The sequence below is a fragment of the Desulfatiglans anilini DSM 4660 genome (genome assembly GCF_000422285.1).
In the GTDB taxonomy this organism is placed as follows: domain Bacteria; phylum Desulfobacterota; class DSM-4660; order Desulfatiglandales; family Desulfatiglandaceae; genus Desulfatiglans; species Desulfatiglans anilini.
The window spans coordinates 1-15037 of record NZ_AULM01000040.1 but is presented as its reverse complement, the minus strand read 5'-3'; the positions used below and the strand labels follow the sequence as shown (position 1 = coordinate 15037).

Annotated in this window: 13 protein-coding genes; 5 read left to right on the top strand and 8 right to left on the bottom strand. The window is 59.1% G+C overall.

Annotated elements, in window-relative coordinates:
- Positions 1 to 62 precede the first annotated feature (62 nt).
- The 4 genes from H567_RS27470 to H567_RS0118265 all read left to right on the top strand — a co-directional run bounded on the left by H567_RS27470 (position 63) and on the right by H567_RS0118265 (position 5757).
- On the top strand, positions 63 to 1181 hold the full coding sequence (locus tag H567_RS27470; protein ID WP_028322499.1) for a 4Fe-4S binding protein: 1119 nt from the start codon (positions 63 to 65) through the stop codon (positions 1179 to 1181).
- A 65-nt stretch (positions 1182 to 1246) separates the two neighbouring features.
- Complete coding sequence (locus tag H567_RS0118275; protein ID WP_028322498.1) at positions 1247 to 3517, top strand: molybdopterin-containing oxidoreductase family protein; 2271 nt, start codon at positions 1247 to 1249, stop codon at positions 3515 to 3517.
- A 35-nt stretch (positions 3518 to 3552) separates the two neighbouring features.
- Positions 3553 to 4191: a 4Fe-4S dicluster domain-containing protein gene (locus H567_RS25900; protein ID WP_051185102.1), complete on the top strand. Its 639-nt coding sequence runs from the start codon at positions 3553 to 3555 to the stop codon at positions 4189 to 4191.
- 36 nt (positions 4192 to 4227) lie between these two features.
- Positions 4228 to 5757, top strand: coding sequence for a class I adenylate-forming enzyme family protein (locus H567_RS0118265; protein ID WP_084517541.1), 1530 nt, complete (start codon positions 4228 to 4230; stop codon positions 5755 to 5757).
- On the opposite strand, the gene H567_RS0118260 is transcribed toward H567_RS0118265, so the two are convergent.
- Both H567_RS0118260 and H567_RS25895 read right to left on the bottom strand, forming a co-directional pair.
- A complete protein-coding gene (locus H567_RS0118260; protein ID WP_028322496.1) occupies positions 5754 to 6275 on the bottom strand; it encodes a hypothetical protein in 522 nt (173 codons plus the stop codon). The two genes, H567_RS0118265 and H567_RS0118260, sit on opposite strands and share 4 nt — an antisense overlap.
- A gap of 65 nt (positions 6276 to 6340) precedes the next feature.
- Complete coding sequence (locus H567_RS25895) at positions 6341 to 7723, bottom strand: NAD(P)H-dependent oxidoreductase (RefSeq protein ID WP_051185101.1); 1383 nt, start codon at positions 7721 to 7723, stop codon at positions 6341 to 6343.
- A 493-nt stretch (positions 7724 to 8216) separates the two neighbouring features.
- Here H567_RS25895 and H567_RS0118250 point away from each other — a divergent pair, with 493 nt between their 5' ends.
- Complete coding sequence (locus H567_RS0118250) at positions 8217 to 9332, top strand: oxidoreductase (protein WP_028322495.1); 1116 nt, start codon at positions 8217 to 8219, stop codon at positions 9330 to 9332.
- Between the two features lie 86 nt (positions 9333 to 9418).
- Here H567_RS0118250 and H567_RS0118245 read toward each other — a convergent pair whose 3' ends face one another.
- The 6 genes from H567_RS0118245 to H567_RS0118220 form a co-directional block, all read right to left on the bottom strand.
- The gene (locus H567_RS0118245; RefSeq protein WP_028322494.1) at positions 9419 to 10252 is read right to left on the bottom strand and encodes a CheR family methyltransferase; all 834 of its coding nucleotides are present in this window, start codon (positions 10250 to 10252) and stop codon (positions 9419 to 9421) included.
- Between the two features lie 162 nt (positions 10253 to 10414).
- Positions 10415 to 10825, bottom strand: a complete 411-nt coding sequence (locus H567_RS0118240) for a (R)-mandelonitrile lyase (protein WP_028322493.1) — start codon at positions 10823 to 10825, stop codon at positions 10415 to 10417.
- Between the two features lie 65 nt (positions 10826 to 10890).
- Positions 10891 to 11115, bottom strand: a complete 225-nt coding sequence (locus tag H567_RS25890; RefSeq protein WP_028322492.1) for a hypothetical protein — start codon at positions 11113 to 11115, stop codon at positions 10891 to 10893.
- Positions 11116 to 11159: 44 nt separating this feature from the next.
- Positions 11160 to 11315, bottom strand: coding sequence for a hypothetical protein (locus H567_RS28695; protein ID WP_153306257.1), 156 nt, complete (start codon positions 11313 to 11315; stop codon positions 11160 to 11162).
- Between the two features lie 173 nt (positions 11316 to 11488).
- Positions 11489 to 12871: an MBL fold metallo-hydrolase gene (locus H567_RS0118225; RefSeq protein ID WP_028322491.1), complete on the bottom strand. Its 1383-nt coding sequence runs from the start codon at positions 12869 to 12871 to the stop codon at positions 11489 to 11491.
- 336 nt (positions 12872 to 13207) lie between these two features.
- Positions 13208 to 14890 carry an aspartate:alanine exchanger family transporter gene (locus H567_RS0118220; RefSeq protein ID WP_028322490.1) on the bottom strand — a complete coding sequence of 561 codons (1683 nt, stop codon included), beginning with the start codon at positions 14888 to 14890 and terminating at the stop codon, positions 13208 to 13210.
- Positions 14891 to 15037: the final 147 nt, after the last annotated feature.

The following is a 15037-nucleotide window of genomic DNA, read 5'->3' as shown; positions in this document are numbered from 1 at the left end:
CAAGGGGATGACGCGGGACGCTGAGGACCGACAAATCCGGAAACCTTTCCGCGGAGGAAGCAATGGAAAAAGATTGTTATGAACGTTTAGCCGTTCACATGGCGGATCTCGCCATCGGCCCGCCCTACAACGAGCATCTCGTGGAGATCCTGCGCGAGAGTTTGAACCAGCAGGAGGCCCATGTCCTGCTTGCCCTTCCGTCGCGCACAGGCCCCTTTGAGACCCGCTCCCCGGCCTGGATCGCCCCCAAATGCGGCCTCGGTGAAGACGAAGTGGAGGCCCTCCTGTCCGATCTGGCCGTGCGAGGCCTGGTGTATCGAAGGACGACGGACTCGGGGGGGTACGCGTACTGTCTGCATCAGTTCGGGTACGGCATGCCTCAGGCCCTCTTCTGGCCGAACGAAGACACCCCTTACGCCCGCCGCATGGCGGACCTGTGCATCCGCCACTCTCGAAGCGAAACCCTCCTGCAAGGGTTTGGCGGTACCGGCACCAAAGTCTACCGGTGGATCCCGGCGCATCGCACCATCGCGATCCAGAAGCAGGCGGTCGTACCCTACGCCGACATCGAACAGGTGATCCACCGGGCTGAGCGCATCGCGGTAGTGAACTGCAATTGTCGTGTGATGTCCCGGCTCAAGGGCCGCAGTCCTTGTGATTATCCGCTCGAGGTCTGCATGAAGTACGACGAACTGGCCGAGTACGTCGTCGACGTGGGTATCGGGCGGGAGCTTTCCCTGGATGAGGCCTTGGCCCTCAACCGGAAAGCGGAAGAGGCTGGCTGCGTCCACTTCGCCGACAACGTCATGGAGGGCGAGATCAAACACGCGTGCAACTGCTGTCCCTGCTGCTGCTGGGCCCTGGGCAATTACAAGCGCCGACGCATTCCCAGGGATCTCCTCATGGCCTGCCAGTTCATCCGCGCCACGGATCAGGATGCCTGCGACGGCTGCGGACTGTGCCAAGAGGCCTGTCCCATTGACGCTGTTTGCATCAAGGAGGGCACGGCCTTCGTGGACCGGGATTGGTGCATCGGATGCGGGGTCTGCGTATCCGCTTGCCCGAACGACGCCATCACCATGAGACGAAGGGACGACGTGGACGATCCTCTGCCGGGTTTCTCCGAACTGAGCCGCGTGCGCATGGATCAGCGGAGCAGAAACCCTGAAGGCACCTGTTAGCGCCCCCCGGCGTCAGCTCACCGTCCCGCAGCTTCATCGACATGACATGCTGGAGAGGTCATGGCATGAGTGCGGCCCTTGAATCCAGATCCCGTTACCCTTCCCGGGAGCACGTTGTTCCGACCCTGTGTCACGGATGCTCATACGGCGGCTACAACTGTGGAATCCTGGCCCACGTGCGGGACGGCGTGATGACCCGCGTGGAGGGCAATCCTGAGCACCCTCTCAACCGGGGCAGGCTATGCGCAAAAGGCTTGGCCGCGACCCAGTGGGTCTACAACCCCCAGCGCCTGACGCAGCCCTTGATGCGCCGCGGTGCGAGGGGAAGCGGACGATTCGAGGCAATCTCCTGGGACGAAGCCCTGCAAATGATCACCAAGAAGATTTCCGAGACTCGGGAGGTTTTCGGCCCCGAGTATATCCTGCTCTGCAAGGGGCAGGCAGCGGGCTGGTTCGGACTGCATCACCTCCTTATGCTGCGATTCCTCCATGCCCTGGGTTCACCCAACTTCACCTCGTGGGGTCCGTACGTCTGTTATGGACCTCAGCTCTTCTATCACCGGCTCACCGTGGGCGGCCCCACATACACCCGTCCAGATTATGACAACGCCGATCTGATCCTGGAGTGGTTCACCGGAGGCGGGCAGGGAGGAGCGGCTCGGGGCGGGGTGGAAACCCTGGACACCAACCTGAGAAGCGTGCCGAAAAAGATCCTGGATCGTCTGGAAAAGGGTGCGAAGCTCATCGTGATCAATCCTCAGCTTATCCCGCTCGCCGCCAACGGCCGCGCTCACCGCTGGCTTCCGATCCGTCCCGGGACCGACGCCGCCTTGGCGCTTGCCATGATCCACGTGATCCTGCAGCGGGGGATGTACGACCGGGATTTTGTATCGGAATGGTGTGCGGGATTCGATGAACTGGCCGCCCACGTGCGTTCCTGCACGCCCGAATGGGCCGAGGCGCTCACCGGAATCCCGGCCTCGGAGATCGCGTCCCTCGCCGTAGAATACGCCACCACACCCCGAGCCGCAATCCGGGTATCCGAAGCACCGCAAAAAGCAGGACTTCAAGCCTTTGCGACTGCGGTCCCCATGCTTGTCGCCCTCACCGGACACTTGGACCGACCCGGAGGGAATGTCTGGTTTCGCCCTGCAGCCCGCCTGGGGTTCGACGTGCTTCCCGAACGCGTTTCCAAGGAGGCACGTGAACGCGTTCTCGGCGGGGAATCCTTCTATGTCCGATCGCATGGTAAGGCCTTTGCCCATTTCCCGGACGTGGTGCAGGCCCTGATCGAGGCTCGCCCCTATCGGCCACGGGTCATGTTGATCTACGGGTCCAATCCGGTCAGCACGGGGCGCCCTCCCGGCCGGGTGGCCGAGGCCTTGAGCCGCCTCGAGTTCCTGGTCCAATTCGACGTAACGCTGAACCCCACCGCATGGTTCGCCGATTTGGTGCTTCCAGCGGCCACACGCTATGAATGCGCCGATCAACCGTGTCTTTGGGACAATCATTTGGCCTTGAGCCGACAAGTTGTTCCTCCTCATGGGAACTGCCGCGACGAACTGGATGTGACGCTGGATCTGGCCTGCCGGCTGGGGATGGGGTCAGATTTCTGGGACGGGGACCGCGACGCCATGCTGCATGATTTTCTGAAACCGAGCGGCGTAGCGCTTGACACCTTGCGGGAAACCGGAAAAGAAGGTTTGTTTCTGCCCCCTCGCCCGGACGCAAGCCGGCGGGAGCGTTACGCTGCCTTTTTCAAAGGGCTTCCCGGCGGGCGCGTGCAGTTGTGGAACAAACAGCTCGCCGAGGCCGGGTTCGATCCGATGCCTACGTATCGAGGGGAACCTGAGGACCTTCTGAACACGCCGGAGCTTCAAAGGACCTATCCCCTTCTTTTTACGGACGAGCATTCCGATCCCCTCAGCCATCACTCGTGGATGCGTGATGTCCCCTGGCTTCGGGAACTGCGACCCGATCCCTGCGTGAAGGTCCACCCGGACACGGCTGCGACCTGCGGCTTATCTCCAGGGGACTGGGTCGAGGTAACGTCGCCGCGCAGCAGGATGAAGGCCCGTGTGGAGGTGTTCGAGGGCGTGAGGCGGGACACGGTCCTGGGACAGCACGGCTGGTGGCAGGGGTGCAGCCATCTGGGTCTCGCTGAGCAGCTTCCGTTCGAGGGCGGAGTCAACCCGAATGTGCTCTACGATGCAGACCATCGAGATCCCATAACCGCCAACACCACCAAGAACACCCTGGTGCACCTCAAAAAGTGTCAGAAGCCCGGTTCGGCGCATCCCGGGAAATCGATGGAAACATCCGCCCGCAAGGGTTGAACCTAAACCAACCAACAAGGAAAAGGAACCAAGGCGTGCGACTCGGACTGCTGGTGGATCTTTCGCGCTGTATCGGTTGTTTTGCCTGTGTGGTGGGATGCAAGAACTGGCACGGCTTGCCCGCTGGAGACATGGGGCGTATGCGCCTGGTGGATTTCACCCTGGGGGCCTACCCCGATGTAAACCGCTGGCTGGTTCCCGTTTCCTGCATGCATTGCGAACACCCACCCTGCGCGGCGGTTTGCCGGTTTTCCGCCTGCTCTAGGGGAGAGGACGGGATAGTGCGTGTAGATTCAGAGCGTTGCACCGGGTGCGCCCTCTGCACCCTTGCCTGTCCCTACGGAGCGCGTTTCGTGCGGCCGGATACAGGGAAAGCGGACGGATGCGATTTCTGCCGCGACCGTTTGGCCGAAGGAGAAGCGCCCCTCTGTGTGCAGGCGTGCCCAGGCGAGTGTCTGATCTTCGGTGACCTGGATGATGAGGCGAGTGAGATTCGGAGGCGAATCGAAGCGACCGGGGCCGAATCACTCCTGAAACGGTACCGCACCCGGCCGCGGGTCTTCTATGCCGGTCTGGAAACGTTGACCGCGAACCTTCAGGAAGACGTCGATGTCCTGGAGAACGCGATCAAAGGGCGCAGTTCGAAAGGCCCGTTTATTCTCGGCGGCGCATGAGCGCCATACCGGGCCGATAAGGAATAGGAGGAGAACATGAGCACGCTGGCGGAAATGCTTCGCTCTACCACGCTGCAGCATCGGAATCGGCTGGCAGTGTTGGACGATGAAAGACGCCTGTCCTATGCCGATTTCCTGAATCGTGTGCAGCGTGCGGCCGGTGTGCTACGGGGATTGGGTCTCGCCCCGGGTGCGCGCTTCGGGGTGATCGCTCCCAACACGCCGCAGAACGCGGAACTCTTTTACGGCGGCTACTGGTCCGGTACGGTGCCGGTGCCCGTGAACATTCGGCTGGCGCCGTTGGAGATGCGCGACGTTCTGCAAGACGCAGGGGTGGAGTGTCTGTTTGTGGACAGTGCCTTCCAAGGCCTGTTGGAGGAAGAGGCCCTTTCGCCCTGGCGAGGGAATAGTGTCCTCACACGCACTTTGAAAGGGAAGGAACGCTCCTACGAAGCCCTGTCAGCCTGTGCAGAGCCTTTGCCTATCCATCCAGGCCGCCCTGACGACGAAGCCATCGTCCTTTACACCGGCGGCACTACGGGCAGAAGCAAGGGCGTACCCCTCACGCACCGCAACATTCTTTCCGACGCCCTCCAGTGCGCCCCGGCCTTCGGGCCACGGAAAGATGACATCTACCTGCACGCCGCACCCATGTTCCATTCGGCGGATTTGCTCGGCACCATCTGGTACCTTTTCGGAGGCGCTCACGCCTATATGCCGGCCTTCTCCCCGGCGGGGCTGCTTGAAACCCTGGACCGCCTCAAAATCACCTTCACCATGTTGCCGCCCACCATGATCATTATGGCCCTTCAGGCACCGGACTTCTCCGCATACGACCTGTCCAATCTTCGGGGGATGATTTACGGGGCCTCTCCCATGGCTGTTGAATGGATCCGGCGCACCACCAAAGCCCTCCCCGGCGTGGAGCTTTACCAAGGCTACGGCCTCACGGAGACATCGCCGCTGCTTTCCATCCTGACGTGGGAAGCCCACCGGGAAGGCCTGGAGACGGGGGATTACGAACGCCTCGCGTCCTGCGGCCGCCCGATTACAGGGGTAGACCTTCGCATCGTGGACGAGGCGGGACGCGAGGTCGCCACGGGCGAGGCGGGAGAAGTGAGCGCCCAAGGGCCTAATATCACCAAGGGTTATCTCAACAGGGACGATGAAAATCGCAGGACCTTCCGGCAGGGATGGTTTCATACAGGGGATGTGGGCCGGAAGGACGAGGAGGGATTCGTTTACCTGTTAGATCGAAAGAAGGACATGGTCGTTTCCGGGGGCGAAAACATCTACACCTCCGAAGTGGAAGCTGTTCTGTATCGTTGCGGCGGCGTCCACGAAGCTGCGGTCATCGGGATCCCGGACGAGACCTTCGGGGAGACCCTGCTTGCTGTGATCGTTCCGGCCGAAGGCATTCACCTGACCCCGGAGGAAATCATCGCCCACTGCCGGGGGAAAATCGGGGGGTACAAGATTCCCCGGCGCATTCAGTTCGTGGAGGCCCTGCCCAAGAACGCGTTGGGCAAAGTCCTGAAGACCGAGTTGCGGCGGCGTTACGCCTAGAAACAGAGCGGGGCAAAGCGGCGGCGCTTGGCTTCTTTGTGCGAAGTGATCACAGGATCGAACTTCCTGCCCCGCTGCACCCGCTCCATGCGGATGAAGTCTCCGAACCATCCCAGGGTGATCTCACGATGGGGCGTGGACAACGGTGGGAAGTGAATCGGCAGGCGGCACCGGCTGAAATGGATCATCCTCGCGCAAGACCAACTGGACGGGTAGTACTGGAGCGGGTCGAATTCATAGAACCCCTGCATGAGCACGGCCTCTACCACGACATGGCGGGGAGGAGAGGGAATGGCCTTTTGCAGGCGTCTTTCGATTGCGCGGGCAACCGCGGGCTGGCCCCTTCGCATCACCACCTGCGTCGGGAAACAATGTCCAGGGGGTTCGTGCCCGAAGTTGCGTTGGACCGTGGCCAAGTCCGCAAGGATTCGGCGGGCGTCCCAGAAGTCCAGGTTTGTGAAGACATGGTATTCGTAACCCGCCTTGAGCTGCGGGTGGGCACGGATGATCTTCGCCATGGGGTGTCTCTCAATCCCCGATGGCGGGTGTTATTCGGTTCTCCATATTCCCCTGCCCTCTCGATTCAGTCCCTATCCAATATCTTCTCGAGCGGCTTCACCATCTCTTTTTTGATCCGCCCGGTATAGATTTCTTTCCGTACCGATGGTATCCGGGTTAGAAGCGCCATGATCGCATTCCTGACTCGGGTGCTGTAATCCCTCTGCGGGAAATCGTAAAACCCGTTCTTCTTGTAATAAAGGTGGTCAGCACGAAAAGGGAATCGCAAACGGCCATAGATATCGTCTCTGAAAATCTTCCTGCCCCCTACACCGAGAAAACCGGCAGGTTTGACATAACCCTCCTCTGCAAAGCGGATGAGCCGCTCAGCCAGGCCTTCGAGGAGAGCGTCTATTTCCGGGGAATCTCCGCATTCATCGGTGATGAAGTCAACGACATTGGCCTGCTGAATTTCACAAAATGCCTCCAGCGCCTGCCTGAGGTTCGGCACCTGACGCAAAGGCCCGGATACGATGAAACCAAACTGTTTGCCTGTCAAGACCGGGGCGTGATTATTGAAGAAACTCCGGTCGAAGAAGAGCTTCCATCTTGAGGACAAATACCGGTCCTCGATCGATCCGGCAAAAACGAGGACGTCCGCGCCTTTCACCTGCGTGTTGAAGAATCCCGCATAGCCGTCCTTGTCGTCGTACGCACAACGGCCATCATATGCACACTGAATACAGCCCAGGCATCCTCCCTTGATATCGACCTCGTTCAGATCGATCACTTCTAAATTCTCATGAAACATCCCGGTAAAGTGACGCACCATCTGTCCCAAATTCGCTTCCCGTTCTTTTGAATCCGTTAGAACACACACTTTTCTGTTGCCGGTCCCGATCTTTATCTCGAGATCTCCTGGAACATACTTGAATGGGCTGTGAACCAAAGGGCTGAAATTTTTGGGCGTGGACATCTTCTTTTCGATGGTTTCAAAGAAGTGGCTTATGAACAGGGTCAGTCGTTTTCGCTCCTTTTCTTTCAGAAGGTCATACATGTCAGGAGAGAATCCCCCAGCGTATTTCATATCGAGATCGTCGCAAACCGCATTGATATAATTGTGGGCGATATGGTCATAAAAATGAATCGAAGTGCTTAAAGAGGCTGAATACTTATTTTTGAATACATCTTCGACCCCACGCTCCCGGATGAGTTCGATGAATCGTTTATAGTTCGAAGGCACCAGCAGAAAATACACAGGAAAAGCCCACAGCACGCCGTCTGCTGCTCCGATTGCGGCAATGATTTCTCGAAAAGCACTCTCATCCTTTTCAATCGTTTTGACTCGCTGCCCTACGTTCAGGATTTTCAACTCATGCTGGGGGAATTTTTTCTGGACAAAGTGGACGTACTGCATCGTGACGCTCAGATCACCTTTTGGGCTCCCATTCAGTACGATAATTTCCATTGCAAACCTCTCCTTCTCCCTTTGGCATGCACCTCCCGGTCTCACATCGCAACATCGTCCCTGAATCTGTGGGTGTGTCCGATCAAATCCAATGGTTCAGGTTAGCGAAAAAAATCGAACCACTCAACGATCTTGTTAGGTAGGCTATCCTCTCAGGAAATTCCCCCTTGGATTCAGATTAAAAGGGCTTTTTCGATGCCAAAATGGTCCATTTAAGCACCTAAAACACCCTTTCAAAAAGCTACTATTTTAATCAAATCATTATGTTTGGCTGGTCCGACCCGATTGTATGTAGTATGATTTAATGAATGGACAAGGCTTGACCCTGCCCGACGAAATGCAGGGGCATCCGTCCATAACCCGCTTTCAGGACGAAGCGTTTACCGTCATCACCTTTTGAGTTCGGCAGCGAGCCCCACCGACGGCCTTGTTTCCGCCGGGCGGAAATGAATCCTTCGGAACGACAACATCGAGATACCCAGGGAGGTGGAACGTGTACCCGAAACTTTTCTCCGAAATCGAAATCTCCGGGATCACCTTGAAAAACCGGTTGACCATGGCGCCGCTCTATCTAGGATACGCCGGCGAGGGCGGTACGGTCAGCCCCCTTCTGCTCGACCATTACCGTCTGATGGCGAAGAGCGGCGTAGCGATGGTGGTGGTCGAAAATGCAACGATCGATCACCCGCAAGGGAGCGGCTCCAACAGGACCCTGCGCGCCGATACCGATGAAAACCTCGACGGTTTGAAGGAACTGGCATCGGTGATTCATGGTGAAGGGGCCCTGGCCTGCCTTCAGATCAACCACGCCGGGCGCTTCGCCGGAATCGAGGAACCGCTGGCGCCGTCCGCCGTCGAGACCTTCGGACGCATGCCGAGGGCCCTCTCCGAAGCGGACATCCATGCCATCGTCGACCGCTATGCGGAGGCGGCCGACCGAACGAAACGGGCCGGCTTCGATATGGTCGAACTCCACGGAGGGACCGGCTATTTGCTGGCCGAATTCGTGTCGCCGAGGACCAACAAAAGGGCCGACGCCTACGGCGGCTCCCCGGAGAATCGCCGGCGCTTCCCCCTCGAAGTCGCCGCGGCCGTCAAGGAAAAGGTGGGGGACTTCCCTGTCGGCTACCGCTTTCTGGCGGATGAATGGCTTCCGGACGGCCTTCAACTGGAGGAATCCATTCCCTTCGCACGCTCTCTCGAATCGGCCGGCATCGCCTACCTCTCCGTCATGGGAGGGACTTACGAATCTTTCTTTCTCCCGCACATCCTCGAGCAGACCTGCAAAAACGGCTACATGGTCCATCTCGCCGCCGCTGTCAAAAAGGCCGTCGGCATCCCTGTCATCGCTGCTGGCAGGATCGCGACGGGCGCGCTGGCGGAGACAATCCTTCAGGAGAACCAGACGGATCTGATCGGACTCGCCCGCGTCCTCTGGGCGGATCCCGAATGGCCCCAAAAGGTGAAAGAAGGAAAGGAAGGCGCGATCGTTCACTGCGATTCGGACTGCGGCGACACCTGCACCAAACTCGTCACCAAAGGCAAGCCGGCCTTTTGCGTGCGATGGCCCCACGAAAAGATGAAGGCCTGGAAGGAACGGTTGGAATAGCGGGCCCAAAGGGAAGGGCGAAGAACCCCAGACGTCTGGCCGCCGCCCGCGCAGGGCAAGGGCGACGAAGCCGGACGGCGGGGTATTCACAGAGGTGCGCGGCTTTTCCTGAAGACGAAAGGGGCGACGGGATGAGGTGTAAAATCGGGTAAGGGAAACGGCAACTTTTCATGCGAGCCGATTACGAGTAATCCGCCGGGGGAAAGAGCACAGAGGATCCGGCTCAGAACCGGTTCAGCGCGATCGGGCCGATAGTAAGTCAACAGGTTGTTTCTAAGCAGAATGATGTGAAAGCCGCTTCCCGGAGGGCCTGAAAAGACATCGCATTCGAGCCAGGTGATGCCGTCCATCAGCCAGGGTTGCAGCCTGAAAGCCCTTCCCCCATGCACCTCTTGAAAACAGGTACGCCTCAGGCCCTCCGGGACCTCTTTCAAACTGCTTGGAAGATAGAGCGCCTCCCGCGCCCGTTCGAGGTTGTGAGCCTGAAGATCGGTGGCCGTCACCCGGAGTTCCGGAAGCCCGCCGACCGAGAGCCCCAGACGGTGCCAGAGGATTTTCAGGCTGTAGACTTCTTCCCCGCCGGCGCAACCGCATGACCACACAGAGAGAGGGCCTCTGACAGCCTGGATGAGCTCCGGCAGGACCTCCTTCTCAAGAATCTCCCAAAGCTTCCGGTCGCGGAAAAAGCGGCTGATGGAAACAGCCATCGCCCGCTCGTTTTCCTCTCGCGCCTCGACGCTCCCCTGGAGACAGGCTAGATAGGCCTGAAGGTTCCGGCAGCCAAGGGCCTGCATATGGCGAACAACGCGTTTCTTCACCCCTCTGCGGACCTTGCGGTAGCCCTGCCACGACAGACCGAGAAAGTCCAGCAGTCGACGGAATTGCTCGTCGTCCAGACAAGGGGTAATCTTCTCATCCATAAAAAACCGGATGAACCCTTTCTTTTCGGTAGTTGTCCAATAGCTGCCCCTTGGTCGTTGTTCCTGATTCTTGCCGTTAAAACGACAGTTTCAGCCCCAAAAAGGCAGGTGTAAGGCCAAAAAAAGGGCTTTTTTTACTTTTTTATAAAGAAACTTAAAGTGTTAACTTGGTCCGACCCCAATATTGTACTGTTCGTCGCTGACGGCCTCCATCCAGTCGGCCGAGTTGCCGTCGATTTCTTCATAGATGGCGATGTGCATCATGGACGTGGTTGGGGTGGCGCCGTGCCAGTGCTTTTCGCCCGGTGCGAAGCGGACGACGTCCCCCGGCCGGATTTCTTCGACCGGGCCGCCCCAGCTCTGCACAAGCCCGCAGCCGCCCGTCACGACCAGCGATTGACCCGCCGGATGGCTGTGCCACAGCGTTCGAGCGCCAGGCTCGAAGGTCACACTGATGCCGATCACACGCGACGGAGCGTTCGGTTCGAACAGCGGATCGATACGCACCGTGCCGGTAAACCAATCGGCTGTTCCCTTTTTCGAAGGCCTTGAACCACTTTTCTTGATTTCCATAAGTCCTCCTTTTCATCCTCGAAATCAGCCGCCGGCCCGTGGCGCGACCAATAGCCTATACCTTTTTACAAGGACGTCAACAGAGCAGCCAGTTCCTGCGGGGCGGTCACCATGGCATCGTGGCCTGCCTCCAGGGTCGTGAATGACCAGGTCTTGTCGACTTTTATACGGTCATGATCAGAGATCAGCCCGGCATAGGCCGGCTCGACCATGGCGATGTAGGTGCGCTTCAAGCCGTCGCTCCCGGAATTCTTGAACGTAAAGGTTCCGATATAGGTCTGGAGCGGCATGGGCCGCAAGCGCCTCTGCAGCCAGGCCACATCCGAGGGCTTGACTACAGCGAATGCGCCCGGCGGAGGCGGAGGGGGAGCCACACCTTGCCGTCGCATCCGGCAAGCCGGCAGACGCCTGCGACAAAACCGGTCAGAGGCTCCAGACAGGCCATATTCACCGGCAGCTTGACAGATGAGGCCGCAACCGTCTCGTTCATGATGACCGCCCTCAGCGCATTAGAGCGATTCTCAGCACCCTGGAATCCCGATCCAGTCGGCGGGCAGGCGGAAGAACCCTGAAGGGGCCCGCTGATTCCGGAAGGCGCCGGAATCTGACATAGCCCGCTACCGCACAATGTCGAAAATCCAAAGGACCCAGCGCCACCGGTTGTCAAACGGTGAGGCTGTAGCCTGCGTTCCCCCAGGCGGTGAGGCCCCCCGCCAGGCTGTGGACATGGCTGAAGCCGTCCTGCTTGAGGCGGCTGGCGACAATATTGGCGCGATAACCGGTGCCGCAGACGACGATCACCTCCTCATCCTCAGGCAATTCCAGGCCTTCGGCAAGGATATCGGTCATCGGCACGTGGATCGAATCCGGAATGAAGCCCTGCTGCCTCTCCTCCGGCGTCCGCACATCCACGACACGGCCTGAATTTCCGTTGTCCAGCTGCCGTTTGAGGCCTTGAGCGGAGATCGGCGAGAGGCTGTCGATGGGCATCCCGTGAGCGATCCACGCGGACATGCCGCCCGAAAGATAGCCGAAGATATGGTCGTAGCCGATCCGATGGAGTTCGGTGGTCATCAGGTCGTACTTCTCCCGGTCATCCACCACCAGCAGCAGGTTGTCCAGAGGCTCGATGACCATGCCGATCCAGTTTGCCATCTGTTTCTCGAACCCGATGTTGATGGCCCCCGGAATATGGAACCCCCCGAAGGAAGCCGTATCGCGGGTGTCGATCACGGTCGCACCTTCACGGCGGATCCGGTCGAACTCGTCCGGGTTGAGCGTCTGCTCCAGGGGACAGCGTTCGAGGAGAGGTGCGCCATGTGTATTGGTCTGGATGATGTGGGTGAAGCTCTTCGGCCGGACCGGAAATCCGCCGGCGATCTGCTCATGGAAGGCATCAAAGCTTGGCAGCTTCAAGAGAGGCTGGGTCAGACGCTCGTAGCCCAGGGTGCTGCTCGCCATCGCACTTAAACCCTTGCCGCAAAGGGACCCCTGGCCGTGGGCCGGGAACACCTCGAGGTAGTCCGGGAGACGCCCCAGTTTCTGATACAACGACTCGTAGAGGTTCTTGACCTGCTCCTCGAGGATCTCCGCCCCTGCCAGATCAGGCCTGCCGATGGAGCCGACAAAAAGCAGGTCGCCGGTCAGAATCAGCCCGGGCACATCGGCGCGCGCCTTGTCCGTCACCAGGATCGACAGGGCGTTCGGTGTGTGCCCTGGGGTGTAGAGGATCTCGAGCTTGACCATCCCGAACTCTATGATGTCGCCTTCCTTCAGGGCCTTATGTTCGAAGGTGACCGGGGCATGCTCACTGTAGTAGATGTCCGCCCCCGTCCGGGATTTCAACTCCAGATTTCCACTGACATGATCGGCATGCACATGCGTTTCGATGATGTGGGTGATCTTCATCCCCTCGTCGCGGGATATGTCCAGGTAGTCCTGCACATCGCGTTTGGGGTCGACCACCACGGCCCGCCTCGCGCCAGGGCAGCCGATGACATAAGAATTGCACCCCAGACCGGGCACGGTGATCTGTTTGAAATACATGTTCCACTCCTTTTGTTTGAGTCCATGAAGCGCTGCTGCGCGGTGAGAATGCATGTTGCTGGCTGCGTTGCCAGATTCCATCCGGAAATGATTTCCGCGTGGAACCCCGTTTCCCATCCGATAATGAAGGTTCTTCTTCACGCCCTTCGGGTGCTCAGTCCCAACCCTTCGCCGCGGGTTCCGGTCTAGCCGATATCAAGCAAACGTGCAGATTGACAACGAGATTGGCCAAAAAGACCATTTCCGGATGGACACCAGGCAACTGACAGCACCATAAGAAAACAGCGTCTATCGGAAAAGCCATCCAGCGCGGCCCGGTTCGCGATCCGGAATCCGCTAGAAGATCACCATGACGATGGCGCCGGCCGCAGCCAGGAAGACATTGGCGAATGTGTAGGTGCCGGCATACCCCAGGGCAGGGATATTGCTGCCGGCGGCGTCACTGACGATCTTCAGGGCCGGTGTGCTGGTCATGGAGCCGGTCAGTGCGCCAACCAGAATGGCCGGGTTCAGGCGCAGCACAAACCGGCCGAACAGGAATCCGACAATGACGGGGATGGTTGTCACCGCCACGCCGCAGAGGAAGATGACAGGGCCGACCGTCAACACGGCCTCGATGATGCCGCTGCCCGCCTTGAGTCCGACCGCAGCCATGAAAAACAGGAGACCCAATTCCTTCAGGAGCAGGCTGGCCGCCGGCGGAATACGCCCGAAGCCGTGGGCCTTGGCCCCATAAGACCCCACCAGGATGCCGCTCAGCAGAAGCCCTCCGGCTGTTCCCAGTCCGATGGACAAGGCGCTCACCTTGACCGTAAATGTACTCAGGAAAAGCCCGGCCGCAATGCCGAAGCACAGGGTCAGAAAATCCGTCTGGTTGACGTCGCGCTCGCGGCTGCCTAGATCCTCGGCCAGTTTGCGCAGACGCTCACGGGTTCCGGTCAACGTCAGGACGTCTCCCTTGGCGAGGGTCAGATCAAAGTTGCGCGGCAACTCCACATTGGAGCGGACCCATTCGTTCAGGAAGCACCCGTAATAATCCATCAAATGCAGATCCTTCAGCTTCCGCCCGACCATGCTGCGATTGTTTACGACGATTTTCATGCTGTTGAGGGGGATACTGAGAATATCCGCATCGATCACCTCGGGCCCCAGCTTCTCCCTGAGCCCCTTGTGATGCTGCAGCAGGCCGAGAAGGGAGACCTGATCACCTTTCTGCAGGACCGTGTCCTTGCCCGGTTCGATCAGCGTATCGCCCCGCTTGATCTTCTGGATCATGCAGCCGGTCTTAGGGCGGAAGGCCATCTCTTCCAGGCTTCGCCCGATGAACTCCTCGCTCTGGATCTCATAGGCGCGGATGAGAGGGAAATTCTCGTCCAAATCCTCCTCCTCGGACTCGGCGTCTTTGATTCCGCGCTCAGATGCAAGGTTGCGCGACTCGGCCTTGAGATCGACCCGGGCAATGGAGGGGATCAGGCGGATGAAGAGGATCAGGCCTATCAAACCGAAGATATAGGTAATGGCATAGGCGACGCCGATGTCACGGACAGCCTGTTCGGCCGCCGCCGCCGGAATCTGCGTCATGCCGCTCAGGACGGCGTCCTGCGCGGCGGCCAGAGTCGGCGTGCTGGTGAGAGCGCCGGCCATGAGACCTGCCGCCATCGGCGAATCCAGATCCAAGGCCCAGGACAGCACGCCCGTCAACCCGAGGGCGGTGGCAGCGATGACGATCGCCAGGGTGAGGTAGCGGTAGCCGTCTTCAAAGAAGACACCGAAAAAATGCGGCCCGGCCTCCACGCCCACCGAATAGATAAAGAGGATGAAGCCGATGTTCTGGATCACCGGGGAGGGTGCCGGCAGGCCCAATGCTCCGAAGAAGAGCCCTGCCAGGAGAACCCCCGCGGGCGAACCGAGCTGATAGCTGCCTATCCGCGCTTTTCCCGCAAAATAGCCCAAGCCGAGCACAACGAAGAAAAGAAGCTCTTCAAAACCGCTGAGGAGGCTGTAGAAGTCTATCTCCATGGATCCCGTTGACAACCACATCCGGGTCGGACCAAGTTATTTCACATCCGACATCCGGGTCGGACCAAGTTAAATGGTTGATATTCGGATATAAGCGTTAAAAAAACTCCCGTCTTGAGGCCTTAGACGGGTCATTTAGTGCCCCAA

Bases quoted from the DNA above. Each gene is read 5' to 3' on its own strand.
- H567_RS27470 (WP_028322499.1), top strand. From the start codon at position 63: ATGGAAAAAGATTGTTATGAACGTTTAGCCGTTCACATGGCGGATCTC.
- H567_RS0118275 (WP_028322498.1), top strand. From the start codon at position 1,247: ATGAGTGCGGCCCTTGAATCCAGATCCCGTTACCCTTCCCGGGAGCAC.
- H567_RS0118265 (WP_084517541.1), top strand. From the start codon at position 4,228: ATGAGCACGCTGGCGGAAATGCTTCGCTCTACCACGCTGCAGCATCGG.
- H567_RS0118260 (WP_028322496.1), bottom strand. From the start codon at position 6,275: ATGGCGAAGATCATCCGTGCCCACCCGCAGCTCAAGGCGGGTTACGAA.
- H567_RS25895 (WP_051185101.1), bottom strand. From the start codon at position 7,723: ATGGAAATTATCGTACTGAATGGGAGCCCAAAAGGTGATCTGAGCGTC.
- H567_RS0118245 (WP_028322494.1), bottom strand. From the start codon at position 10,252: ATGGATGAGAAGATTACCCCTTGTCTGGACGACGAGCAATTCCGTCGA.
- H567_RS0118240 (WP_028322493.1), bottom strand. From the start codon at position 10,825: ATGGAAATCAAGAAAAGTGGTTCAAGGCCTTCGAAAAAGGGAACAGCC.
- H567_RS25890 (WP_028322492.1), bottom strand. From the start codon at position 11,115: ATGCCGCTCCAGACCTATATCGGAACCTTTACGTTCAAGAATTCCGGG.
- H567_RS28695 (WP_153306257.1), bottom strand. From the start codon at position 11,315: ATGAACGAGACGGTTGCGGCCTCATCTGTCAAGCTGCCGGTGAATATG.
- H567_RS0118225 (WP_028322491.1), bottom strand. From the start codon at position 12,871: ATGTATTTCAAACAGATCACCGTGCCCGGTCTGGGGTGCAATTCTTAT.
- H567_RS0118220 (WP_028322490.1), bottom strand. From the start codon at position 14,890: ATGGAGATAGACTTCTACAGCCTCCTCAGCGGTTTTGAAGAGCTTCTT.